The 21,751-nt window shown below is 65.9% G+C and carries 21 protein-coding genes; 10 read left to right on the top strand and 11 right to left on the bottom strand.

The window, feature by feature from the left end; translation table 11 throughout:
* Positions 1-58: 58 nt before the first annotated feature.
* The 4 genes from TVD_RS03830 to TVD_RS03815 form a co-directional block, all read right to left on the bottom strand.
* Complete coding sequence (locus tag TVD_RS03830; protein ID WP_047250849.1) at positions 59-559, bottom strand: DsrE family protein; 501 nt, start codon at positions 557-559, stop codon at positions 59-61.
* Positions 560-629: 70 nt separating this feature from the next.
* Entirely contained in the window at positions 630-1,121 is a 492-nt protein-coding gene (locus TVD_RS03825) for a DsrE family protein (protein ID WP_047250848.1), read from the bottom strand.
* Between the two features lie 34 nt (positions 1,122-1,155).
* Positions 1,156-1,767 carry a TetR/AcrR family transcriptional regulator gene (locus TVD_RS03820; protein WP_047250847.1) on the bottom strand — a complete coding sequence of 204 codons (612 nt, stop codon included), beginning with the start codon at positions 1,765-1,767 and terminating at the stop codon, positions 1,156-1,158.
* A gap of 236 nt (positions 1,768-2,003) precedes the next feature.
* Entirely contained in the window at positions 2,004-3,320 is a 1,317-nt protein-coding gene (locus TVD_RS03815; protein WP_047250846.1) for an MBL fold metallo-hydrolase, read from the bottom strand.
* A gap of 137 nt (positions 3,321-3,457) precedes the next feature.
* Here TVD_RS03815 and TVD_RS03810 point away from each other — a divergent pair, with 137 nt between their 5' ends.
* The 3 genes from TVD_RS03810 to TVD_RS03800 all read left to right on the top strand — a co-directional run bounded on the left by TVD_RS03810 (position 3,458) and on the right by TVD_RS03800 (position 6,732).
* Entirely contained in the window at positions 3,458-3,691 is a 234-nt protein-coding gene (locus TVD_RS03810) for a hypothetical protein (protein WP_018146192.1), read from the top strand.
* A gap of 113 nt (positions 3,692-3,804) precedes the next feature.
* On the top strand, positions 3,805-5,319 hold the full coding sequence (locus TVD_RS03805) for a GGDEF domain-containing protein (protein WP_047250845.1): 1,515 nt from the start codon (positions 3,805-3,807) through the stop codon (positions 5,317-5,319).
* Between the two features lie 108 nt (positions 5,320-5,427).
* The gene (locus TVD_RS03800; RefSeq protein ID WP_047250844.1) at positions 5,428-6,732 is read left to right on the top strand and encodes a TlpA family protein disulfide reductase; all 1,305 of its coding nucleotides are present in this window, start codon (positions 5,428-5,430) and stop codon (positions 6,730-6,732) included.
* A 35-nt stretch (positions 6,733-6,767) separates the two neighbouring features.
* Here the strand turns inward: TVD_RS03800 and TVD_RS03795 are convergent, their stop codons facing one another.
* On the bottom strand, positions 6,768-7,370 hold the full coding sequence (locus TVD_RS03795; RefSeq protein WP_240472290.1) for an Sbal_3080 family lipoprotein: 603 nt from the start codon (positions 7,368-7,370) through the stop codon (positions 6,768-6,770).
* Positions 7,371-7,607: 237 nt separating this feature from the next.
* Here TVD_RS03795 and TVD_RS03790 point away from each other — a divergent pair, with 237 nt between their 5' ends.
* Positions 7,608-8,306 (top strand): rhodanese-like domain-containing protein, encoded by a 699-nt coding sequence (locus TVD_RS03790; protein WP_167540808.1) that lies wholly within the window; start codon positions 7,608-7,610, stop codon positions 8,304-8,306.
* Positions 8,307-8,445: 139 nt separating this feature from the next.
* Here the strand turns inward: TVD_RS03790 and TVD_RS03785 are convergent, their stop codons facing one another.
* From TVD_RS03785 to TVD_RS03775, 3 genes are all read right to left on the bottom strand, one after another.
* On the bottom strand, positions 8,446-9,735 hold the full coding sequence (locus tag TVD_RS03785) for a TlpA family protein disulfide reductase (RefSeq protein ID WP_047250842.1): 1,290 nt from the start codon (positions 9,733-9,735) through the stop codon (positions 8,446-8,448).
* Between the two features lie 76 nt (positions 9,736-9,811).
* Positions 9,812-10,384, bottom strand: coding sequence for an NUDIX hydrolase (locus TVD_RS03780; protein ID WP_019562687.1), 573 nt, complete (start codon positions 10,382-10,384; stop codon positions 9,812-9,814).
* Between the two features lies 1 nt (position 10,385).
* Positions 10,386-11,000 (bottom strand): BMC domain-containing protein, encoded by a 615-nt coding sequence (locus TVD_RS03775; protein ID WP_018146203.1) that lies wholly within the window; start codon positions 10,998-11,000, stop codon positions 10,386-10,388.
* A 266-nt stretch (positions 11,001-11,266) separates the two neighbouring features.
* On the opposite strand from TVD_RS03775, the gene TVD_RS03770 reads away from it, so the two are divergent.
* The 5 genes from TVD_RS03770 (at position 11,267) to TVD_RS03750 (ending at position 18,672) form a co-directional block, all read left to right on the top strand.
* Positions 11,267-13,288: a site-specific recombinase gene (locus TVD_RS03770; RefSeq protein WP_047250841.1), complete on the top strand. Its 2,022-nt coding sequence runs from the start codon at positions 11,267-11,269 to the stop codon at positions 13,286-13,288.
* Positions 13,278-14,312 (top strand): alpha/beta fold hydrolase, encoded by a 1,035-nt coding sequence (locus TVD_RS03765; RefSeq protein ID WP_205622084.1) that lies wholly within the window; start codon positions 13,278-13,280, stop codon positions 14,310-14,312. The genes TVD_RS03770 and TVD_RS03765 overlap by 11 nt, the downstream gene beginning before the upstream one ends.
* Positions 14,313-14,536: 224 nt before the next feature.
* Entirely contained in the window at positions 14,537-17,119 is a 2,583-nt protein-coding gene (locus TVD_RS03760) for a putative bifunctional diguanylate cyclase/phosphodiesterase (protein WP_047250840.1), read from the top strand.
* On the top strand, positions 17,116-18,270 hold the full coding sequence (locus tag TVD_RS03755; protein ID WP_047250839.1) for a GGDEF domain-containing protein: 1,155 nt from the start codon (positions 17,116-17,118) through the stop codon (positions 18,268-18,270). The genes TVD_RS03760 and TVD_RS03755 overlap by 4 nt, the downstream gene beginning before the upstream one ends.
* A gap of 18 nt (positions 18,271-18,288) precedes the next feature.
* Positions 18,289-18,672 carry a YajD family HNH nuclease gene (locus tag TVD_RS03750; protein ID WP_047250838.1) on the top strand — a complete coding sequence of 128 codons (384 nt, stop codon included), beginning with the start codon at positions 18,289-18,291 and terminating at the stop codon, positions 18,670-18,672.
* A gap of 30 nt (positions 18,673-18,702) precedes the next feature.
* Here TVD_RS03750 and TVD_RS03745 read toward each other — a convergent pair whose 3' ends face one another.
* Positions 18,703-19,284 carry a GNAT family N-acetyltransferase gene (locus TVD_RS03745; protein WP_047250837.1) on the bottom strand — a complete coding sequence of 194 codons (582 nt, stop codon included), beginning with the start codon at positions 19,282-19,284 and terminating at the stop codon, positions 18,703-18,705.
* A 20-nt stretch (positions 19,285-19,304) separates the two neighbouring features.
* Positions 19,305-20,342, bottom strand: coding sequence for a DUF21 domain-containing protein (locus TVD_RS03740; protein ID WP_047250836.1), 1,038 nt, complete (start codon positions 20,340-20,342; stop codon positions 19,305-19,307).
* Positions 20,343-20,577: 235 nt separating this feature from the next.
* Between TVD_RS03740 and TVD_RS03735 the strand changes: the two genes are divergently transcribed.
* Positions 20,578-21,027, top strand: a complete 450-nt coding sequence (locus TVD_RS03735; RefSeq protein WP_018146209.1) for a host attachment protein — start codon at positions 20,578-20,580, stop codon at positions 21,025-21,027.
* Between the two features lie 64 nt (positions 21,028-21,091).
* Here the strand turns inward: TVD_RS03735 and TVD_RS03730 are convergent, their stop codons facing one another.
* Entirely contained in the window at positions 21,092-21,691 is a 600-nt protein-coding gene (locus tag TVD_RS03730; protein ID WP_047250835.1) for a histidine phosphatase family protein, read from the bottom strand.
* Positions 21,692-21,751: the final 60 nt, after the last annotated feature.

The raw sequence follows: 21,751 nt of genomic DNA, 5'->3' as shown, positions 1-21,751 counted from the left end.
AAAAGTCGTCGCCTCCCTGCGACGACAAGCACGGGCCCGTGTGAGGGCCGACGGGAACTCAGTAGACGGGGACCAGTGCGTAGCCCTGGTTCTGGTAGCCCATGACGGCGATGAACCCACTGCGGACTGGCTGGATGGGCTCCAGCACCTTGTCGTTGTCCACCCCGTAGGCGCGGGTCGCGGCGGCGCAGACCTCCATCTTCACGCCCAGCTCATCGAGGCGGTCGACAGCCTTCGCGATCTCTTCCAGGGTGTCGCCGTGGTCGATGGCGATCTCCGGCTCGGGATCCGTGGTGATGAACTTGACGGCCTCGGCGATGAAGACCATGCGCAGATCGGGCTCCACACCCTCCTTGATCAGGTTCTCGTGGTTGGTGGCGATGCCACGCAAATAGGCGAGCATCACATTCGGGTCGGACTTGCGCATGTCGTAGACCGCCCGCATGGTCTCGATGCCCTGGGTTGCCTCGCGGTTGTCCAGGCCCTCGGCGGTGGCCGTCGAGCCCAGCCCGAGCGGCAGCAGCAGGGCCACCAGCAGGATCACTATTCGGTTTCGCATGGATACTCCTCCTTTCGTGGTTTAGGTCCGGATCTCTCGTGCCCGGACTCGGTGCCTGAATCAATCGGACTCAGTAGATCGGGATGACCGCGTAACCCTGGGCCTGATAGCCGGTCAGGGAGACGAAGGTGTTGCGCACCGGTTCGATGCCGGGCAGCAGCTCGCCGGTGTCCACGCCGAACAGGCGGGTGGCCACGGAACAGGATTCCATGTGCACGCCCTTCTCGCGCAAGGCCGCAATGTGCTCCTCGATCGCGTCCAGGTGGTCGAACTCGGTCAGTTCGAAGCGCTCGCGATCCTCGCTGATCATGGTCACGGCCTGGCCGCGAAAGGCAAGAATCATGTCCGGTTCCACACCCTGGTCGGTCAGGTCTTCATGCGTCTCGCGAATCACCATCAGGTACAGCGCCAGCATCTCCGGGTCTGTGTTGTTCAGGTCGAAGACGACACGACCCTGCTCGACGCCCTCTAGGGCACGAGCGTCGGTTGGGGCATCGGCCTGCACACCCAGGGTGGTCAGGGACAGGGCCAGCAGCAGGAACAAGGAAGCAACGATCTTCATCAGGGGAATCTCCTTCGATGATTGAAAGCGGGGGTCACGGTCGATCCGCCGGGGTCATGGCGATGGCGCGCCAGGCGGCCTCCTGCGTCTCGGCCAGGTAGTGCGCCAGCGGTTGCTCCAGGACACCGTCGAGGTGCAGGTGCAGCAGGCGGATCGCGCCGCCGAACGCGGCGGTGGCGGCTACCGGAACCTCCATCGGTCGTACCTCGCCACGCCCGATGCCCTGCTCGATGCACTCGCGCATCCGCTGGAACGGTTGCGAAGAACACACCGGCGGCTCGTCCGGGAGAAACTCGCGGTGGCGCGCCTCCAGCACGAAACGCATGGCCTGGGGGGCCTCGATCGCGGCCTCGAACAGGAACGCGATGATTCCGTCGCAGCGCGCACGGCAGTCACTCTCGCGCCCCATCACTTCGGCCAGGCCGGCGTCCATGCGCTGCAGCAGGTCGTCGTACAGCGCCTTGGCCAGCGCCTCCTTGTTGCCGAAGTGGTGATAGATCGAGCCAATGGAGACCCCGGCCTGGCGACGGATGTCATGGATGGAGGTATTGAAATAGCCATCACGACTGAACCGCTCCAGGGCGGTATCCAGCACGAGCTTGCGCAGTGCGGCACCGCGCACCGATTGCTTTGGGTTTTCCGTCATCACCACAACCGAACCGAACGTTCGTTCTAATCTAGCGCGAATATCTGGTGAATGCCATATGCAAGCCGATATGGGGTGAGAAAAAGGCTTTGCGAGCTTGTCGACCGAGCCCAATGCCGCCGGTCCCGCCCAGGGATATACCACCGGACCCTGAGTCGACCCTGGGTCCGGTGGTTTCGGATGGAGATTGCTTCGCTGCGCTCGCAATGACCGGGTTACCGCACCCGGCTAGCGGTTCAGAAGTCCTCGAACTCCATGGTGCGGAAGACGCGGCCGGCGTTCTGGCGGTGCAGCTCGCCGTAGGTGTCCAGGTGGCGGTAGGCGGACTGGTCGATGTTGTAGGCATCGTTCAGCGTGCCGCCCTCGTCGAGGATGCGCTGGACCTCCTCGCGCAGATGCACGAGGTAGTCGTGGGTGTAGCGGCGCAGCACGTCGAAGTCATTCACCGGCTCGCCGTGGCCCGGGATGATGTAGTCGGCATCCAGGGCCTCCAGTTCGTGCCAGGTCTCGATCCAGCCGGCGGTATCGGTGTAGTCGAAGATCGGGAGCATGCGCTGGTGAAACGCGAGGTCGCCGGTAATGAGCGCCTTGCGCGCGGGCGCCCAGATGGCGATATCGCCCGGGGCATGGCCCGGTCCGAGGTAGCGGATCTGGATGGTCTCGCCCCCCATGTCCAGGTCGAGGCGGGTGGCGAAAGTCACATCCGGCGTACCCAGCTCGGTCATGAACGCCTTGTCGCGGGTACGATTGGCCGCGCCCTCCAGGCTGGCCTGGCCGTTGGCCTCGATCTCGCGCCAGGCATCCTTGTGGGCGATCACCGTGGCGCCCTGCTCCTGCCAGTAGGTCATGCCGAGCATGGCATGGCCCTGGGCGTTTTCCAGCACCACGTATTTCACTGGCTGGTCGGTGAGCTTCCGGATCTCCTCATGCAGTGATTTCGCCAGCAGGTAGTTGTCGCCGGCGTTCATCACCACCACACCGTCCTCGGTGATGATGAACGACAGGTTGTTGTTGTGGCCGGAGTTCTCGTAGGTGGAGGGCTGGGTCGCGCCGATCGCGGACCAAACGCCATCGGTCACCTCCTGCGGCCGGTCATAAAGGAACGAGTCGCGTGCCTTGTCCAGCACGTACAGTGGCAGGCCCGCGTCCTGCCACTCGAAGAAGCCGCCGGGGTAGTTCTGCACGTTGGTGTAGCCCATCTGCTGCAGGGTCTGCGCGGCGGCCACGCTACGCAGGTTCTGGCCGCAATAGACGACGATCGGGGTGTCCTTGTCCGGGATCTCGCCGGGCACCTCGAACTCGATCCAGCCACGCGGGATATTGAGCGTCTCGCTGGACCGGATCTGCCCGCCGGTGTGCTCGATCTCGGTGCGGGTGCGCACGTCGATCACGACATGGTCCGGCTCGCTGGCGATCCACTCCTGCAGGCCCTCCTTGTCGATGTTGGTGATCTCGGCGTTGGCGGCCGCCAGCAGCGTGTCGCCCGTCAGTTCTTCGGCCTGCGCGGTACTACCTACCGCGGCAAGGGCCAGTCCCAGCCAGATCGCTCGCATCGTGATTCTCCTTTTGGCGTCCATCCCTCCACCATAGCCCCCTGTTCCGCCGCCGGCCAGGCCTCCGCTTGAGCCACCCCGTACAGTGTCTATATTCAGGGTAAAGGCACACGGCCCAGCAGCCGAAGGAACCCCCAATGAGCAACCACATGGCGGATGTCACCATCCACATCGACGAAAACACCGACCACGCGGCCCGCGAGCGCATCCAGGACACCCTGCGTGAACTCCCCGGCGTCATGGCCGCCTCCAGTCACGACGAACGCCCCCACCTGATGGTGGTGGAATACGATCCGGAACGGGTGGACAGCCGCAAGCTGCTGGACACGGTAACCGCCACCGGCGTCCACGCCGAACTGATCGGCCTGTAACCTGACCCCACACGGGCGTCACCGGCTATTTGTAGCCCGTGGCGCCCGGCTGATCGGCTCAAGAGGCATGCCGAAACGGGACAACCCGTAATCGGTCTGTCACCATATTGTCCATGGGGAAATGGGCCAGTATCCAGCACGACGACACGCACTGCGCTGACGGGGGAAACCATCGCGGCGCCCGGGCCGTTCGGCCGGATACCTGGCAGGTCCTTCTGGGCATTGGCCTCCTTCTGACCGCAACCTATGTGGCCCTGCCCTATGGCCTGCTGGCCAGCAGTCTCTACGTGCTGGGCACCGCAAGCGCTGCCCTCGCTGTCGGCATCGCCGTACTGCGCCGGCCGAGGCCATTCGGCGCGACCGCCTGGGGCCTGATCGCCACTGCACTGACGCTGGCGGCCATCGGCCACGGCATCTGGTACTGGTTGGACCTGCAGGGCCTGGAACCCTTTCCCTCGGCCGCAGATATCTTCTACCTGTCGGTATACCCGCTGTTTGCCATCGCGTTGTGGCAACTGGGAAGCCAGACCGCACGCGACGACGGCGCGTTTGTGGATGCCCTGATCGTGGGCATTTCGGCCGCGGTGCTCGGGTGGGCCCTGCTGATCGCACCCTACACCTACGACCCCGACCTGACCTGGCTGCAACTGCTGGTATCCACGGGCTATCCGGTCGCGGACCTGGTCCTGCTGCCCCTGGTCCTGCGCCTGGTGTTCCTCCAACGAACCGGCATCACGGCCCACAGCTTCCTCCTCCTGGGGATGCTGGCCTATCTGACGGCCGACCTGCTCTACGCCCACGGCAACTCCACCGGCTGGTACACCGCGGGCGGACTCACCGATGCCTTCTGGCTGATTGCCTATTCCCTGATCATGGCGGCCGCATGGCACCCTTCCGCGAAGATCGAACCGCGCGCGCACACCTCGCACGCCGAACTCTCCGGCCGGCGTCTGCTCGTGCTGGGCGCCGCGTCCGTCCTGGTGCCGATGGTGATCCTGTTCACGGCGGGCAGCGAGATGGAGATCATTCGCGTTGCGGCGATCGCCTCCATCCTGCTGTTCCTGCTGGTGTTGTACCGCATGGCTGGATTGCTGCGCGAGACCCAGCACCAGGCCAAGCGCCTGGAGAACCTCTCGCGTACCGACCCGCTGACCGGGGCCGGCAATCGGCGCCACCTGGAAGAACAGTTAACCCGCGAGATCGCCCGCGCCGAACGCACCCAGGGCCCGCTCAACCTCGCATTCCTGGATATTGACCACTTCAAGCGCTTCAACGATTCCCACGGCCATGCAGCCGGCGATGCCCTGCTGCAGGAAATGGTCGATGCCTGGCGCCCCATCCTGCGGCCCACGGACCTGCTGGCACGTTTTGGCGGCGAGGAATTCGTGGTGGTATTCCCGCACATTGATGCGCAGCAGGCCCGCCGCGTGCTGGAACGCCTGCGCACCGCGATGCCCAACGGCCAGACCTGCTCGGCCGGGATCGCCAGCTTCCACCCCGGCGACACCATGGACTCGCTGCTGGGACGCGCCGACCAGGCCCTGTACGCCGCGAAGGACGGCGGACGTGACCGCATCATGATCGCCCCCGCCGAACCCATACCCGTTGCAGGCAGGCCCGCGTTGTAGGGACCGGAATCCCCGACTGCGAACACAATCCTGACACCCCGCAGGAGATCCGTGGAGCAATATCAAGCTCTCGCGCGTCTATTCCCGAGCCCCTTCACCAAGGTTTCCATGACACACCGCATTCTCGTACGCCTGTTTGCCCTCGCGGCCCTGCTGATGATCCCGTTCGCCGCACCGGCGCAGGAGGCGAACGGCCCGACGGGCGCAGTCGACGCCGCCGCTTCGATCGAGGCCGGCGGGGCCGAGATCCCGGTGGAACGCTATCGCGCCGATGGCGACGCCGTGCTTTTGTGGTTTCCTTCCGAACACGGCCTGCAGGACGGCCATCGACAACAGGCGCTGGCGCTGCAGGCGGCCGGGGTCGAGACCTGGCTGGTCGATCCGTTCACCGGCCACTTCCTGCCCGAGGCGGCATCCAGCTTCGACGACATGCCCACCGCCACGGTGACGGACCTGATCGAGGCAACCCACACCGATACCGGACGACAGGTCTATGCCTTCGGGCACGACCGTGCCCTGCCCTGGCTGCTCACCGGCCTGTACCAGTGGCAACAAGCCCACCCCGAGGCGGACTACCTGGCCGGATTGCTGATGACCAGCCCCTTTCTGCATACCGGCGTGGATACCGATGAGGCCGAACTACAACCCATCGTTCGGCTGACCCATCTGCCGGTGTACATCCTGCAACCGGCCCAGTCGCCCCAGCGCCAGCATCTCGGGCGGATTCGCAGCGGGCTGACCGAGGGCGGCAGTGCGGTGGGGGCGCGCCTGCTTCCCGGGATCCGCGACCGCTTCTTCTTCCGCCCCGATGCGACCGAAGCCGAACGACTCGCCAGCGAGACCTTCCACCGCGAGATTATCTTCGCCATGGGCCTGCTGACGCGGCTGCCTCATCAACGCACACCCGCCGTGGCCGGACCGGACACGGACCTGACGGTACGCACCCCCAGCGGCACCGACGCACAGCTCAACGCCCTGGATGAACCCGTGGCAGCCCCGCCGCTGGAGCGGCCCGACCTGGCGGGGGATATCCATCGACTGGAGGACTATCGCGGCGAGGTGGTGCTGATCAATTTCTGGGCCAGCTGGTGCCCACCCTGCGTGCACGAGATGCCGTCCATGCAACTGCTGGAGGACGAACTGCGCGACGAAGGCTTTCGCATCCTGGCGGTGAACCTGGGCGAGGACGAGGACACCATCCAACGCTTCATCGAAGACGAGGTGCAGACCGAGTTCACCATCCTCCTCGATCCGGAACAGGACTCCCTCGACGACTGGCGCGCGATGGCCTACCCCACCAGCTACGTCGTCGACCGCAAGGGCCGCCTGCGCTACTACCTGTTCGGCGCCATCGAATGGACCGAACCCGGCGTGATCGACCAGATCCGCGACCTGCTGGACGAAGACGCGTAGCGGTCGGGAAAGGGCGCGGCGCCGCGCGGGGCGTGCTAAAGATCCGCCAGGATGGCGCGCAGGCGCTCCTCGTAGGCCGCTTCGGTAATCAGCCCCCGGTCGTGCAAGCGATCCAGCTCTTCCAGCCGCGCCTCGACCGAACGGCCGTCGGAGTCTTCAATGCCCCCCTGATCCGCCTGTTCGCCTCCGCGGATCAACTCCGCGGCATTCACTTGCGCGAACAGCTCGTCCACTAGCGGCGCCAGCTTCTCTCGGGTCGGCCCGAACTTGTCCATCCGCCCGCTACCGCTGCGGGCATCGTAGGTGGCCTGCCCCGCCAGGCCCTGGGCGTCATAGACGCGAAGATCGGCGTACGAGAGGTACATTGCCAGATCCCACTTCCAGTTCGCAGTGTGTTCCAGGTAATGCGAGCACCGTGCAGGGCGGGAACCGGAATAGACATCCGTGCGGATGCCGCGTTGCTCGATCAGTTCGCGCAACTCGGGCTGAAATCCCGCCATGTGGATCTCGGGGTTGTCGAGCACGCAGACCAGGCTGACATCCACCGCATCCAGTGGCTCGATCGACTGGGTGATGGAACACCCGGTGGCTACCAGCGCAATGCCGGCCACCCAGAACGTACGCAATCCTCGCAACACAAACACCTTCCTTCCTCTGGACGAAATCCTGCGCGCACCTGCCCCGCGCGAACGAGCGCGCACCCTACCAGACCTGCACTACTCTCCCCGAATACCGAGGCATCCGTACCTCAGCGGTCATCCCACCGCCTGATGAATCGCGCGCCCCCTCGTGCAGCACCTTGCCGGGTCAGGAAATGCCCACGCGGGCAGGCGTTATTTGGCGCAAGCGCCGCAGTTCGAGACTACGTTCGAGGTATGAGAGACGTAGCGGAGACTCCCATGAAAGCACCCAATGCAATACACCGAATCCGATCGGGCCTGCTCGCAGCCACGGTCCTGTTGCTGACCGCACCGGCATTCGCGGAAACAGAGGTCGGCATCACCACCGACATGGCCGAGTTCGAGGTGCGCCACGGCGACGAACTGGTAACGGTGACCCGCGACCAGGATACCTTCGCAACCATCGACCTCGACTACGCGCAGATCGCGCGACCCTGCCCGCCGTTCTGTATCCAGCCGATGAGCCTTGGCCCCGGCGTCGAGACCCTTGGGGAACTGGAGTTCATCGACTACCTCCAGCAGACCACGGAGCGCGACGACCTGGTGATCATCGATTCGCGCACCCCACGCGAGTACCAGCGCGGCACCATCCCCGGCGCCGTCAACATCCCCTGGGACCGGCTGCACTTCGCCTCCGGCGCGGACCCGGACGACGTGCGCAACGTGCTGACCGAAGACTTCGGCGCAATCTTCGACGGCGACTTCTACAATTTCAGCCGGTCGAAGACCCTCGTGCTGTTCTGCAACGGCCCCTGGTGCGGCCAGTCACCCACCAACATCCGCACCCTGACCAACCTCGGCTACCCGGCCGAGCGCATCAAGTGGTACCGCGGCGGCATGCAGATGTGGCACGCCTTCGGCCTGACCACGGTCGAGGGCGAGACCGACGGCTAGCCCAGGAGGCCGTCTACCTCGTCATTGCGAGCGCAGCGAAGCCATCGGCCAGACAAGGGCTCAGCCCCGCCCGATTGCTGGGCTCGCAATGACGGGATGGGTGGCGAATCAACGGTGACTCCGCCAGCCAGCCCACCGGCTACTTCGGCTCCGCCATCAGGGCCTCTACGGTGGCAATGACGTCGGGGTCGTCCCATTCGATGGCGCTGTTGACCGAATAGCGCACGCGGCCGTCACGATCGAGAATGAACGAACTGGGGAAGGCAAAAACGCGCCAGTCGGCAGCCACCCGTCCGTCGAAGTCCATCAGGACCGGGAAATCCACCTGCACCTCTTGCATGAAGGCCGTGATGTGCTCGGCGCTTTCCTGATAGTTGACCGATACGATGGCGAAGCCCTCGCCCAGGGTCCCGGCCATGCGGTTCATCGACGGGATCTCGTGCACGCAGGGCGGGCACCAACTGGCCCAGAAATTCAGCAGCACCACCTGGCCGTCGTAATCGGACAGCGACTGCTCGTCACCTAGGTGATCGGTCAGCGTGAAGTCCGCGACCGGCCGCGGGCGATCGCGCTCCACCAGCCCGCGGCCGACTTCGATCGCACGGGTGGCCTCCGGCAGCGGCGCGGCCGCCAGCGGGCGCGGGACGCTGGCCAGGAGCCGGCCCGCCTGCAGCAGTTGTGCAGGCAGGCGCTCGGCCGCGGCCTGTTCCTCCGGCTCGGGATCGGTGCGGCGCAGGTAATAGAAATCGCGCACATCCGGGACCGTCTGCACGAACACCGCACTGCCGCCGCGGCGCAGGTCGGTCAGGATGTCGTCCAGGTGCCAGCGATAGACACCCTGTGCGGGCTGCAGCAGGAAGAGCGGCAGACTGGTGGCGCGCACCACATCGACGAACTCGGCGGGGGCACCCGCCACCGGCGTGTCGACCATCAGGTTGGGGAAGGCCAGCGCCGCACCGAGTACGTAGGCCGCTTCGGGGCCGTCCTCCTGCCACTGACGCAGGCCGCGCAGGGCGGTGATCGCCGGGCGGCCCGAGGCGACCAGCATCACCTGCTTGCCGGTCTGCGCGTGCGCCGCGCCCAGCAATGCGGCCACACTGACGCCATCCAGGCTGCGCATGCTCTCATTGGTGCGCGGAAGGAAATGGGCATCCAGCAGATCGGCCTGCCAGACCTCGACGCCCATCGCCGCCAGCTCGTGCCCGAAGCGCGCATGGTTGGCATGTTCACCCGCCTGCGGAAGCAGCCACAGGTAGAGCCGATCGCCAGTGGCCGGGTACACGGTGACGCCCAGGTCGACGCCGGCCGGATCGGTCACTGTCAACGTGCGCGATTCAACCTCTCCGGCACCCGCCGGCGGAAGCAGCAGAAGCAGAGACAGCAGCAGGCACAGGCGCGGCAGGAATCGTATCGACACGCGGGCATCCATCAAGGGAACCAACCGCGACTATAGCGTCCCGTCATGCCCGCGGGAACGCCGCCCGGAAGAGCCTCGAGGGATTGGGTCAGCGCGGGTGCGTATGCCGGAACGTGCGTAGACGGCGGGTCTTTTCCACCATGCGCCAGAGGGAACGGCAGTTGTTGTAGCGCGAGACGTGCTGTAGCGGCACCCAGAGGATGTCGTTCGACTCGTCGCTGCCGGGCACCGGCAGGCGGTCGTCGATTTCCAGCAGGAAGCGCACGTCGATGTGCTCGTGCATCGGGAAATAGGGGCTGGCCGGGATGGTGTGGATGTCGAGATCGAAGACATCCTCTTCCACCAGGCGGATCTGCTCGGGGGCGAGGCCAGTCTCTTCGTGGGTCTCGCGCAGCGCCACCTGCAGGATGTCGGCCTGGCCGTCGGCATGCCCGCCGGGCTGGAACCAGCGGTGGTGCTTGCCGTGCAGCAGCAACAGGGCCTGCTCACGGTCGGGGCTGACCACCCAGGCGGAACCGGTTACATGCGCGGGCAGGAGATCGCAGTGGAAGCAGTCCGGGTGCTCGCTGACGAACTCCAGGGCGCGGCGGACGTAGCCGGCCTCCTCGATGAAGGTCGTCTGGTGTCGGGCGAGCAGGTCCAGCAGCTGGGCGCGATGCATCTCAGGTCCCGGCGGGGTTGTGCAGCGCGTGGATCGCCGCACGCGCCGCCTCGTCCACGTCGCCTTCCCGTCCCGCGAGGGTCAAGCGACCAAAAGCGCCGACTGCGCGCACGTCGATCAGCGAAACATTGGATGCCTTCAGTGCCTGGTTCGCGGCATAAATGATGTAGCCGGCCGGTTCCGCCTCAAGGATGAACATGCTCTGGTCCGGCAGGATCATGTTCCCGCGGCGGTTCTGGCGGTTGATCAACACGGTGTGGTCCGGGGTCATCCCACGGATGGTCTCCTGCCACGGGATGCGACAGGGCTGGCGGTCCTCCTGGCTGGCACCGAGACGCTCCAGCAGCACCCGGCCGGCCTCGATCACCTCGCTCTGGCTGCGGTGGTGGATCACCATGGAACCGAATTCGCGCTCCACCACCTGCTGCGCGAGGTGCACGTTGGTCGCCTTCAGTGCGACGTCGGTCAGGCGGTGCACCGCCATCCCCGGGGACACTTCCACCCACAGGCAGGAATCTCCCGGAACGGGCAGGAAGCCCTGGGAGACCGTAGCCATGTATTCCGCCAGCTGCGGCTGGAGGGAATCCATGTAGACGTAGGTGCGCAGCTGGATCATCGATTCGCTCTGGGCCAGGGCCCGCGGCCCATGGTTCCCGCGCGTCGCGGCCCGAACCCGCGCGGGAATTCGCGCACGCCTCATGCAAGCCGCCCCGAAATGGGCGGGCTCGCGTGCACACGCGGGAGAATTGAAGGACGTATTGTGAACGCAGCGCGCCCCAAGCTCAACGTTGAGTGCCTTCACGGGCCGACCTTCGGGCGGCCACACGTCCCGGGAAGACGCTCGTATAATGCAACGCCAACCCCGCAGCCACAGGGATTGTTATGCCGAAGCAGGATGCGGAACACCTCCTCGCCAGTGTGGAAGACGCCGATCTCGATCTGGCCGAGACCCTGCGCCAGCTCGTGGACTGGCTGCGCCCGGAGGACCCGCGCAATGTCGCGCCGGTGATCTCCCGTATTGAGCAGTTAACCCTCGCCCTGGGCGAGAACCCGCGCCTGCAGGACCGGCTGCGTGAACGCCTGGAGGACGGGCTGGAGGACGCCCGGCACCTGACGCTGTACACCGGGATCGGGCTGTTCTCGCGCAAGGGTTTCTTCCGCGAGGCCGCGGAGCTGATCTACGAGCGGATCAATCCGCGCCCGATGGACCGGCGCGACCTGAAAGACGTGCTTTATCACGTGTTTCACCAGACCAATGACGCCGCCTGGGTTGCGGCCCTGCCGGACGATGCCTGGTGGCGCCTGCTGGAGGCCCTGGGCTGCCTGACCGGGGAACACCCCGGGGTCCTGCAACGGGCACGCGAGGAGATCCTCTACGCCCTGGAGATGCTGTCGATCTGGGTGGCCGCGGAAGAACTGGAACCGGAACTGCTGCGCCTGGACCCGTCGATCGCCGAGCACAACTCGGCCTTTGTCGCCCAGGAGCGCGAGATCTCCGCCTATGTGCGCGACTACCGAGCCGCGCTGGAAGCCCCCGATCACGAGCGCATGGATGACCGCCATGCCCGGGTGCTACTGGAGCAGTGCAGCGAACAGATCGCGCGCCTGCGCCAGCTGGCGATCACCCATGGCAACAGCCTGTCGCTCACCCATCTACTGGAGCGGCTGGACCAGACCCTCGGCCGCATCCACAAGCTGCTTGACCTGCTGGAGCCGGACGCGGACCGCGACACGCGCGCGGCCTCGGTCGGGGTGTTCCGCGAACTCATCACCATCAGCGCCCGCCAGCACGGCGTACGCGCGCTGTGGCAGGACAACATCAAGCTGGTCTCGCGCAGCATCACCCAGCAAGTCAGCGACACCGGCGAGCACTACATCACCCAGTCGCGCGGCGAATACTTCCAGATGCTGCGCTCCGGAGCCGGCGCCGGGCTGATCATCGCGGTCATGGCCCTGATCAAGATCCAGATTGAATCCCTGGGACTGTCCCACGCGGTCAACACCCTGTGGGTGAGCCTGAACTACGGCCTCGGCTTTGTGCTGATCCACATCCTGCATTTCACCGTGGCCACCAAGCAGCCGGCCATGACCGCCGCGCGTCTGGCCGCCGCCATCGAAGAAAGCGAACGCGGCACAGCCGATCCACGAACCATGGCCGATCTCCTGATGCGGGTGGGCCGTTCGCAGTTCGCCGCCGTACTCGGCAACGTGGGCATCGCGCTGCCGACCGCCATCCTGATCGGTCTGTTTGCGGCGGGTCTGTTCAACGCTCCGGTCCTGTCCGGTCGCGAGGTCGACTACCTAGTGGACGGGCTGCACCCGATCATGGGCCTGGCGCTATTCTTTGCCGCGATCGCCGGGGTCTGGCTGTTCGTCTCCGGTCTGATTGCGGGCTTCTTCGACAACCGCTGCGCCTACCTCGACCTGCCCGGCCGCCTGCGCGAGCATCCGCTGCTGCGCCGGTTGCTGCCGACCGAGGCGCGCCACCGCCTGGCCGACTGGATCGGCCACAACTACGGTGCACTGATCGGCAACTTCCTGTTCGGCGTGCTTTTGGGAGTGACCGGATATGTCGGCTACCTGCTGAACCTGCCCCTGGACATCCAGCACGTCGCCTTTGCCTCGGCCAACCTCGGCTATGTCACCGCCAGCGAAGCGCCCGGGCTGGGCATGTTCGTCCTGTTTCTGGGGTTCGTGCTGCTGATCGGGGCGGTCAACCTGTGGGTCAGCTTCGGGCTCGCGCTGTACGTTGCGCTGCGCGCCCGTGGCGTGCGCATCGGGACCTTTGGCCGCGTCGTTCGCGCCTATGGTCACCACCTGCGCGAACGTCCGGGCGAATTCCTGTTCCCGCCCGGCGCGCAGACCACGACCAGCGGAGGCGACGACGAGTCCGATGCTCGTTAGCAGGGCCTTGCGTCTGCTGGCGCCGACACTCGCGCTAGCGCTCGCCGGCTGTGCCGGGACGGTACCCAGCCCCTCCGGTGACGAGACCCGCACCCCGCTGATCGCCTCCGAGGTGATCCACACGGCGGATGGCGACCGGCTGCCGCTGCACCGCTGGGGGCCGGACACCCCCGAGCGGGTTGTGCTGGCCCTGCACGGCTTCAACGACCACGGTGGCAGCATGCAGGCGCTGGGCGAGGCGCTGGCCGGGCACGCCATTGCGGTGTATGCCTATGACCAGCGCGGCTTCGGAGCCACGCGCAACGCTGGCTACTGGTCCGGTCACCGACTGCTGGCCGAGGACGCCCGCACCGCACTCCGGCTGCTGCAAGAGCGCTACCCCGACCAGACGCCCTACCTCATCGGCAAGAGCATGGGCGGCGCTGTCGCGCTGCTGGCCATGGAGGAAACGACCGATTCCGCCACTGCATCGCCCCGGGTCGCCGGCACGGTCCTGATCGCCCCGGCAGTCTGGAGCCGTAGCGACATGCCCTGGTATCAGCGCTTCGGCCTGTGGCTCGGGGCGCGCCTGGCGCCCGGCTGGCGCCTGGACGGCGAGATGGCCGCTGACCTCGACATCCACCCCACCGATGACCCCGCGGTGCTACAACAGATGCGTGACGACCCGCTGGTGTTGCGTGATGCCCGCATCGATGCCCTGGACGGCCTGACCACCCTGATGACCCACGCGCTGGAGGCGGGCCCGGCTTTGCCCCCACCGAGCCTGACGCTGTACGGAGCGCGCGACGATCTGGTGCCACCCTTGCCCCTGGCGCGCCTGCTGGAGGCCCTGACCGCCCAGGGATCCGATGACCATCGGGCCGCGCTCTACCCCGAGGGCTATCACATGCTGACGCGCTACACCCGCGCCGAGGCCACCTTCGCGGACATCGCCGCGTGGCTGCAGGACCCGCGGGCCACCCTGCCCTCGGGTCACGAACGCACACCCGTGGACCTGGCCCGGCACCTGCGCGCCAAGGACTGAGCCCTGGCCACCGGGCGGCGGCCGTCACCCGCCGCGCATCCCGCAGGCCCCGCAAGACCCGGCGCCAGCAAGCACCGACAGAGACCGCCCCATCCATCGATACATACCGATATATGGATTTTCGATGGTTGTTGATCCAGATCAAGCCAAAACTGTGACCAAGTCCGCACCCTGACGACCTCCATGCCCGGCCACGGGCCGTCCACCCATGCTCGAGGTCATCCATGAATGCGGCATCTCGACCCGCCCCCCGCCGTGCCCTGCACCTGAGACTGTTCATCATCGCGGCGATCATGGCCGTGGCCCTGCTGGTATTCCTGGCCGTCAACGCGACCACCACCCTGATCTACGAACGCACCATGGCCCGCCAGGCGGAGCAGACGGCCAGCGGTATCGCGCACCAAACCTTTGCCTCGATGTTCCAGATCATGCGCGAGGGCTGGAGCCGCGAGCAGCTGGAGGCCTTCTCCGCCGGGATCGAGGAATCGCTGGACGGGACACCGCTGACGCTGGAGCTGTACCGCGGGGAAAAGGTCGCGGCGCTCTATGGCGAGGTTGGACAACCCTCGTGGAACGAACGCATCGAGCACGCCTTTGACACCGGGGTCATCGAAAGCCGCCAGGACAACGGCGAGCTGCAGTACACCTTTCCGCTGCGGGCGCGCAACGAATGCCTGAGCTGTCACACCAATGCATCCGCCGGCGATGTCCTGGGCGTCATGGAGGTGCGGCAGGATCTCGGCACCGCGATCAACGAAGCACGCAGCCAGCACATATGGACCTTCTTCGGCACCGGGCTGGGAACCCTGCTGCTGGGCACGCTGATCGCGACCTGGGCGACCGGGCCCATCACCCGTTCGGTGCGGCGGTTCCAGGACCAGGTGACGCGGGTCAACGCGATCAAGGATCTCAACGAGATGGAGCCGCAGGCAATCGACACCGGCTTCGTCGAGCTGAACCAGGTCGTCGACCAGGTGGACGAGCTGGTGCGCAAACTGCGCTCGGTGGCCGTGGACAAGGACATCCTCGAGTTCGAGCTGAAGCTGCTGGACAAGTTCATCATCACCTCGGACGTGGTCCGTGACTGGCGCGAGTACATCGGTGTCCTGCTGACCGAGATCAACACGATCATCGATGCCTACACGTTGTTCACGCTATTCAAGGCCAACGACGAGGTCTACGAACTGGAGATCTTCTGGCGCGCCGAACCGAGCGAGAACACCCGGCGCACGGTGGAGCGCCTGGCCGCACACCGGATCCGTGCGGCCGAACAGTTCGCAATGGACGCCAACCTGACCATCCGCCACAACGTCGCGGACTCCAGCAACAAACTGCCGGAGCTATCGCCGCACACCATCGAGATGGCGACCAAGTCGCTGCTGCTGGATGCGCCGCGGATCGGCGGGGTGGTCGGCATCGGCGTGCAGTCCGACCTGGTGCGCGATCCCGTGAGGCATGTGGTCATCGAAAGCATCCTCTCCACCCTCCTGAATCTGGTCGGGTCGGTGAAGGCCATCTACAAGTACACCCAGGATCTGGAGTACTACGCCACCCGTGACCCGTTGACCAACCTGTACAACCAGCGGGTGTTCTGGGAGCTGTTCAACTACGAGATCAAGCGCGCCGAGGGGCATGCCTATCCGTTTTCGGTGATGGTCGTGGATCTGGACAACTTCAAGACCATCAACGACCGCTATGGCCACGCCTTCGGCGACCGCTTCCTGCAGGCCTACGCCGAGACGATCCAGGGGGCCATCCGCAACGAGGACATCCTGGCCCGGTACGGCGGCGACGAATTTGCGCTGATCCTGCCGGAGACCGACCAGCAGGCCGCCTGGCAACTCGCCGCGCACATGGCCGAAGCGACGGACCGGCTGTCACTGCCCGCCCCGGACGGGTCGCGGGTCAAGGCGACGACCTGCATCGGGATTGCCGCCTACCCACGCCACGGCCGCGACACCCGAGACCTGTTCCTGGTGGCCGACAACATGATGTACAAGGCCAAGCGCGAGGGGAAAAACGCCGTCTGCGTCCCCAGCGACGAAGAGGTCGCCGCGGTGTTCCGGGAGGCCGGCGAGACCGGGATCATGATAATGGAGGCGCTGGAGGACCGGCGTATCGTGCCCTTCTTCCAGCCCATCATGGACACGGCTACCGGCGAGGCCCGCATCCACGAATTGCTGATGCGCATCCGCGTGGGTGACCAGTTGATCCCGGCCGGCCAATTCGTGGAAGTGGCCGAGACCATGGGGGTGATGCACCAGCTCGACTACGTCCTGATCGAACAGGCCTTTGCCGAAGTGCAGCGCTCGGACTATACCGGACTCCTGTTCATCAACCTGTCCCCGCGCGCGCTGATCATTGGCGAGTTCATCGGCAAGGTCCGCAAGCTGGCGCAGGATCACCAGATCGATCCGGCCATGGTCGTATTCGAGATCACCGAACGCGACACGGTGAAGAACATGGCCGTGCTGGAGAAGTTCGTGCTCGATCTCAAGCAGCAAGGGTTCCAGTTCGCCGTGGACGACTTCGGCTCGGGGTTCTCCTCGTTCCATTACCTGAAGCGCTTTCCCATCGACTTCGTGAAGATCGAAGGCGACTTCGTGCGCAACATGGTCCACGACCCGCGCGACCAGGCCTTCGTGCGTTCCATCGCCGCACTCGCCCGTGACCTGGACGTGCGCACCATTGCCGAATTTGTCGAGGATCAGGAGATCCTCGAAGCGGTCCAGTGCATCGGCATCCATTACGCCCAGGGTTTCCATGTCGGCCACCCCGGTCCACGGCTCGGGAACCCACCGGCATGAGCGGGCCCCGGACCACCCTGATCCAGGGGCTGAAACAGCAGCTGGGCTGCCCCGACCCGCAGTTGTTGCTGATGCCCTGGCGTCACCACGCCCTGCTGGAGCACCAGCGGGCCCGCCTGATTATCTCCCGGGTGCGCCTGGTCGCGTTTCTTTTCGCCCTGCTCACGCCCCTGTGGATCCTGGTGGATCTGGTGTTCCTGCCCTGGCCGGTCTGGGGTGAACTCGCGCTGGCGCGCCTGCTGACAAGCGCCGCTTTCCTGTGGATGTCGCTGCGCTATCAGCCCTCGGACAGCATGCCGCGGGCCTGGGTCGCGCTGGCCCTGCTGTTCGCCATTCCGACCCTTTTCTTCCTCTATTCCCACCCGCTACTCGCCTTCCGGGAAATGGCCGGGGTCGAGGCCGCCATCGCCGCCGGCTACGCCTTCCTGCCCTTCGTGATGATCGCGGGGCTGGCCATCTTTCCACTCACCATCACCGAGGCCGTGGCCTACTCGATCCCGGTGCTCGCCGGTCAGGCCGTGGCGGCCCTGCTCCAGCTCGACGGCATGGACTGGACCACGCATGTCGGTGCCTTCTGGCTGTTGCTGCTGATCGCGTCGGTTGGCGCGCTGGCCAGCACGAGCCAGTTACAATTCCTGGCCGCCCTGGTGCGGGAGTCTTCGCGTGATGCCCTGACCGGGTGCTACACGCGCGGGAGCGGCGAGCGCCTGCTGGAGCGCGAGATGGCACGGACCCGGCGACAGGGCCGGCCCCTCGCTGTGGCCTTTGTCGACCTCGACCGCTTCAAGGCGCTGAACGACCGCTTCGGACACGAGGAAGGCGACCGGGCCCTGCGCGCCGTCGCCAACGCCCTGACCAAACGCCTGCGCAGCATCGACAGCGTGATCCGCTGGGGCGGCGAGGAGTTCCTGATCCTGATGCCGGAGACCAGCCGGGACGAGGCACGCCAGGCCCTTGAACGGGTGCTGAGCGAACCGGCCAGCCACACCCCCGACGGCCAGCCGTTGACCGCGAGCATCGGCATCGCCAGCTGGCCGGAGGATACCCGGGCGACCGACGCCGAGGCCCTGGTGCACGAGGCAGACCTTCGGATGTATCGTGCCAAGGACAAGGGCGGTGATCGCATCATCGACGCACGCGCCGCCGCATGAGCATGCCTGGAGGGCACCATGAAGCATTCCAATGACCGGCTGGACCAGCTCGTTGCACAGGCACGGCAGTCGCAGGCCGAACGGGAGCGCGGCTACCGCGAGCAAGCGTTGAAGATGTATCCGTGGGTATGCGGCCGCTGCGGGCGCGAATTCACCCGCGTCAATCTGCGCGAGCTAACCGTGCACCACCGCGACCACAACCACGACAACAATCCATCCGACGGCAGCAACTGGGAGCTGCTGTGCCTGTACTGCCACGACAATGAACACCAGCGCTACACCGACGCCACTCCGGGCAGCGGGAATATGGCGAGCACCTCCTCGGCTACCCACAACCCCTTTGCCGGGCTGGCCGGGTTGCTTGACGATAACGACCGGGGCGGCGACGACCCGAAAACGTAGAACGACTGCGGGCTGGATGTCGGCATCGGGTCAGAGCCGGCGCCACCAGAACTGCAATGGCTTGAGGCTCTCCTGCCTCTCGCCGATATCCGGCCACGGGAAGTGGCCAACCCGCCCCTCGGCGCGCCGGTAGCCGCGCTTTTTCCAGAACCCGTCCAGGGGCCGGTAACCGGCCGGGCGTCGCGGGTGATCCTCCGGGCGCACCACCGCGCAGAAGGTAGCATGGGCAAAGCCCAGGCGCCGCGCTGCAGCCTCGCGCTCGTCGAAGAACCGATGCCCCGCCCCCTGGCCGCGGAAGTCCGGCTCCAGTACCGATTCCGCCAGGTAGTAATACGCCGCCGGGTCCAGTCCTTGCTCACGGAACGGGGCCTGGAATTCCGCCTCGGCCGCAGCCAGCGGCAGCGCAGTGGAGGCCCCCACGACGCGATCACCTTCCAGCGCGAGTACCAGCGTACTGTCCGGGCAGTCGACGTAGTCCTGCAGATACCGCTCTTCGTACTCCGCGCTGCCGTCGTAGAGATATGGCCACTCGCGGAAGACTGCGATGCGCAGGCGTGCAACATCCTCCAGATAGGGGGCAATCCCCGCCCCTCCCACGCTCCTGAACTCCATTCGTCCTCCCGGTATCGCAATCAAACCGGCGCCGGCGTGTCCGCAGGGGCCTCCCGGCCGACACCACGCAAGAGGCGCCCAAGGATATCCGACCCACTCAATATCCGACGCTGACTGTCGGTCCACAGCAGGATCACGTCGTCCCCAACCACCGTGTCACCGCTGCTGGCCGGGCGCACCCGGAAATGGGATACCAGGCTGCCCAGCCGGTGACTGCCATCACGCACGACCAGCGGGTGATGGCAGTGATGGTGGGGTTCGAACCGCTCCGGCGCAAACAGCGCCTCGCGGGTAAAATCCGCGACCCGGATCACCGTGCGCGGCTCGCCCTCGGGATCGATGACCACCATCCAGCTGCGACCCGGCCCATTGAGTCGACGCAGGAACGCATCATCGGTACGGGGCTCGATCGCCGGGAACACCGGACGCCCGGCCTCGAAGTCCAGCGTGATCACGCTATCCGGGGCCAGCGCCTGGCCCTCGTGTTGCACCAGGATGTCGTCCAGCTCGAGGAAATTCCGCGCGCCCCGCCCCTCGACCCGGGTAATCTCGCTGCCATGGGCCTGCATGTGCAGGTCAATCAGGTGATGCAGGTCTCGCTCGGGGAAGAAGCGAATCTCCTCGCCCCCCAGCCAGCGGTCCAGCACCCAGGCAGTGGGCCGTGCCACCGGGTACATCAGGATCTGGTAGAAGCGCAGCAGTGGATACAGCGCCCCGGCGACCCGCAGGGCATGCCGCGAAAAGTAGGACTGCGGCAGAATCTCGGCAAAGATCGTGATCACCACGGTAGAGAACAGGAATGCCGCCACGCCGCCCATCACCGAACCCGACAACAACGCCAGCAGCACGTTGACGGAGACGTTTCCCCAGAGAATGGTCACCAGGGCAAAGTTGGCATCGGCGCGCAGGGCCAGCAGGCGCTCCGCGCGCCGGTCACCCTTCTGCGCCTCGACCTCCAGCTCCAGCTTGCTGCGCGAGAACAGTCCTAGATTGAGTCCGGACAGAATCGCCGATTGGGACAGGCAGACGAGGATACCCAGCCAGGTGAGGACGCTCATGGGGTCTTTTCCTTGGGCAACACGGCGCACGAACGGGAGAGGCTTCAGGGTACCGCGTGGCAAGCCGTGCGCGCCCGCACGGAACGTTCGTTTCGTCGTGCCAAGCCGCACCCGCAAACCGGCAAAACATCTACACTCGGAGATGGGGCCGATGCCTGTCGGGCCGGCACCACAGCGGCCCGGTACGTCAGGAAACGGCCGGTCGGGCCACCGAATACGCTACAGGAGGATCTGCATGGATACTGTCTGGATCGTTGTCGCCGACGCCGCACGAGCCCGCATCTTCACCTGCGAGGGCCGTGCCTGCCAGGGGATGCACGAGAGCGAGACGCTCTCGCACAGCGAATCCCGCGCCCACAATCAGGATCTCGTCTCGGATCGTCCCGGGCGCAGCTGGAGCAGCGCCAGCGGGGACGCCCGCCACGCCATGCAGGACAGCACCGACCCCGCCGCCAACGAGCGCAACCGCTTTGCCCGACAGGTGGCCGAACGCCTCAAGTCCGCCCATAACGACGGCACCTTCAAAAAACTGGTGATCGTCGCCGCACCCTCGTTCCTGGGCGCCCTGCGCGAAATGCTGGACCCGACCGTTGCCCATAGCGTCACCGCCGAGGTCGCCAAGAACATCACCAAGTCGACCGACGCCACCACCCTGCGCAAGCACCTGCCCGACTTCCTCTACTAGGCACCATTCCAGCCCCTGGCCCCGCATAGCGGGGCCAGGGGCGACCGGTCGGCTCCAACGCCCCTCAACGCTTGCCGAGATCGTCCGGCTTCAGCGTGCCCAGCAGGCGCGGGCCATCGGCGTGTGGCTCGAACACCGCCATTTCCGCCTCCTCGATTTCCACATCCGCGGCGTGGCGCAGGTTGAGATCGTGGCCCACAACGACGATGTTTTGCTTCGGATCCCTGGGCGGAGTGTTCAGATGCCCCCGAAGGCCTTCGATCAGGTCCTCGCGGCGTTCATCATCCTGGATAATCGGCAGATTGTAGAGCTCGGTCCGCATCTCGTAGTCACCGAAGGCATAGTGCGCGGTCTCCCAGTTACGGCAGAACTCGCTGGTCAATACCTGCTCCACCGGGATCGCGTAATGAACGAAGCCCTTGCCCACCTGGCGCGCCTGCTCGCGCCCGCGCGTACTCAGATTGCGCTGTCCTTCGCAATCGTCCATGTCGGACAGGTCGTAGTCGTCATGCGAACGATCGGTCGCCGCATGCCGCCAGTACACCACCAGCCCACCCGCCTGCATACGCTCGATCAGCGCATCCGGTGCCAGCGTCTCCGCATTTGCGGTAGCGAACGCCACCAGCAACAGGGCCAGGAATGCGCTCAGCATCCCATTTCGCATGCCGTCCTCCTTGCGCGTGATGGATTCGGTGTTTCCCTTGTGTGCGGACGCTCTGCGGCC

It is taken from the genome of Thioalkalivibrio versutus, assembly GCF_001020955.1.
Classification (GTDB): domain Bacteria; phylum Pseudomonadota; class Gammaproteobacteria; order Ectothiorhodospirales; family Ectothiorhodospiraceae; genus Thioalkalivibrio; species Thioalkalivibrio versutus.
Note: the sequence above shows the minus strand (reverse complement) of the source record. Positions and strands in the feature narration are given on the sequence as shown.

Bases quoted from the DNA above. Each gene is read 5' to 3' on its own strand.
- TVD_RS03810 (WP_018146192.1), top strand. From the start codon at position 3,458: ATGAGCAACCACATGGCGGATGTCACCATCCACATCGACGAAAACACC.
- TVD_RS03755 (WP_047250839.1), top strand. From the start codon at position 17,116: ATGAGCGGGCCCCGGACCACCCTGATCCAGGGGCTGAAACAGCAGCTG.
- TVD_RS03770 (WP_047250841.1), top strand. From the start codon at position 11,267: ATGCCGAAGCAGGATGCGGAACACCTCCTCGCCAGTGTGGAAGACGCC.
- TVD_RS03750 (WP_047250838.1), top strand. From the start codon at position 18,289: ATGAAGCATTCCAATGACCGGCTGGACCAGCTCGTTGCACAGGCACGG.
- TVD_RS03820 (WP_047250847.1), bottom strand. From the start codon at position 1,767: ATGACGGAAAACCCAAAGCAATCGGTGCGCGGTGCCGCACTGCGCAAG.
- TVD_RS03780 (WP_019562687.1), bottom strand. From the start codon at position 10,384: ATGCATCGCGCCCAGCTGCTGGACCTGCTCGCCCGACACCAGACGACC.
- TVD_RS03745 (WP_047250837.1), bottom strand. From the start codon at position 19,284: ATGGAGTTCAGGAGCGTGGGAGGGGCGGGGATTGCCCCCTATCTGGAG.
- TVD_RS03730 (WP_047250835.1), bottom strand. From the start codon at position 21,691: ATGCGAAATGGGATGCTGAGCGCATTCCTGGCCCTGTTGCTGGTGGCG.
- TVD_RS03790 (WP_167540808.1), top strand. From the start codon at position 7,608: ATGAGAGACGTAGCGGAGACTCCCATGAAAGCACCCAATGCAATACAC.
- TVD_RS03825 (WP_047250848.1), bottom strand. From the start codon at position 1,121: ATGAAGATCGTTGCTTCCTTGTTCCTGCTGCTGGCCCTGTCCCTGACC.
- TVD_RS03760 (WP_047250840.1), top strand. From the start codon at position 14,537: ATGAATGCGGCATCTCGACCCGCCCCCCGCCGTGCCCTGCACCTGAGA.
- TVD_RS03735 (WP_018146209.1), top strand. From the start codon at position 20,578: ATGGATACTGTCTGGATCGTTGTCGCCGACGCCGCACGAGCCCGCATC.
- TVD_RS03800 (WP_047250844.1), top strand. From the start codon at position 5,428: ATGACACACCGCATTCTCGTACGCCTGTTTGCCCTCGCGGCCCTGCTG.
- TVD_RS03740 (WP_047250836.1), bottom strand. From the start codon at position 20,342: ATGAGCGTCCTCACCTGGCTGGGTATCCTCGTCTGCCTGTCCCAATCG.
- TVD_RS03775 (WP_018146203.1), bottom strand. From the start codon at position 11,000: ATGATCCAGCTGCGCACCTACGTCTACATGGATTCCCTCCAGCCGCAG.
- TVD_RS03815 (WP_047250846.1), bottom strand. From the start codon at position 3,320: ATGCGAGCGATCTGGCTGGGACTGGCCCTTGCCGCGGTAGGTAGTACC.
- TVD_RS03765 (WP_205622084.1), top strand. From the start codon at position 13,278: ATGCTCGTTAGCAGGGCCTTGCGTCTGCTGGCGCCGACACTCGCGCTA.
- TVD_RS03805 (WP_047250845.1), top strand. From the start codon at position 3,805: ATGGGGAAATGGGCCAGTATCCAGCACGACGACACGCACTGCGCTGAC.
- TVD_RS03785 (WP_047250842.1), bottom strand. From the start codon at position 9,735: ATGGATGCCCGCGTGTCGATACGATTCCTGCCGCGCCTGTGCCTGCTG.
- TVD_RS03830 (WP_047250849.1), bottom strand. From the start codon at position 559: ATGCGAAACCGAATAGTGATCCTGCTGGTGGCCCTGCTGCTGCCGCTC.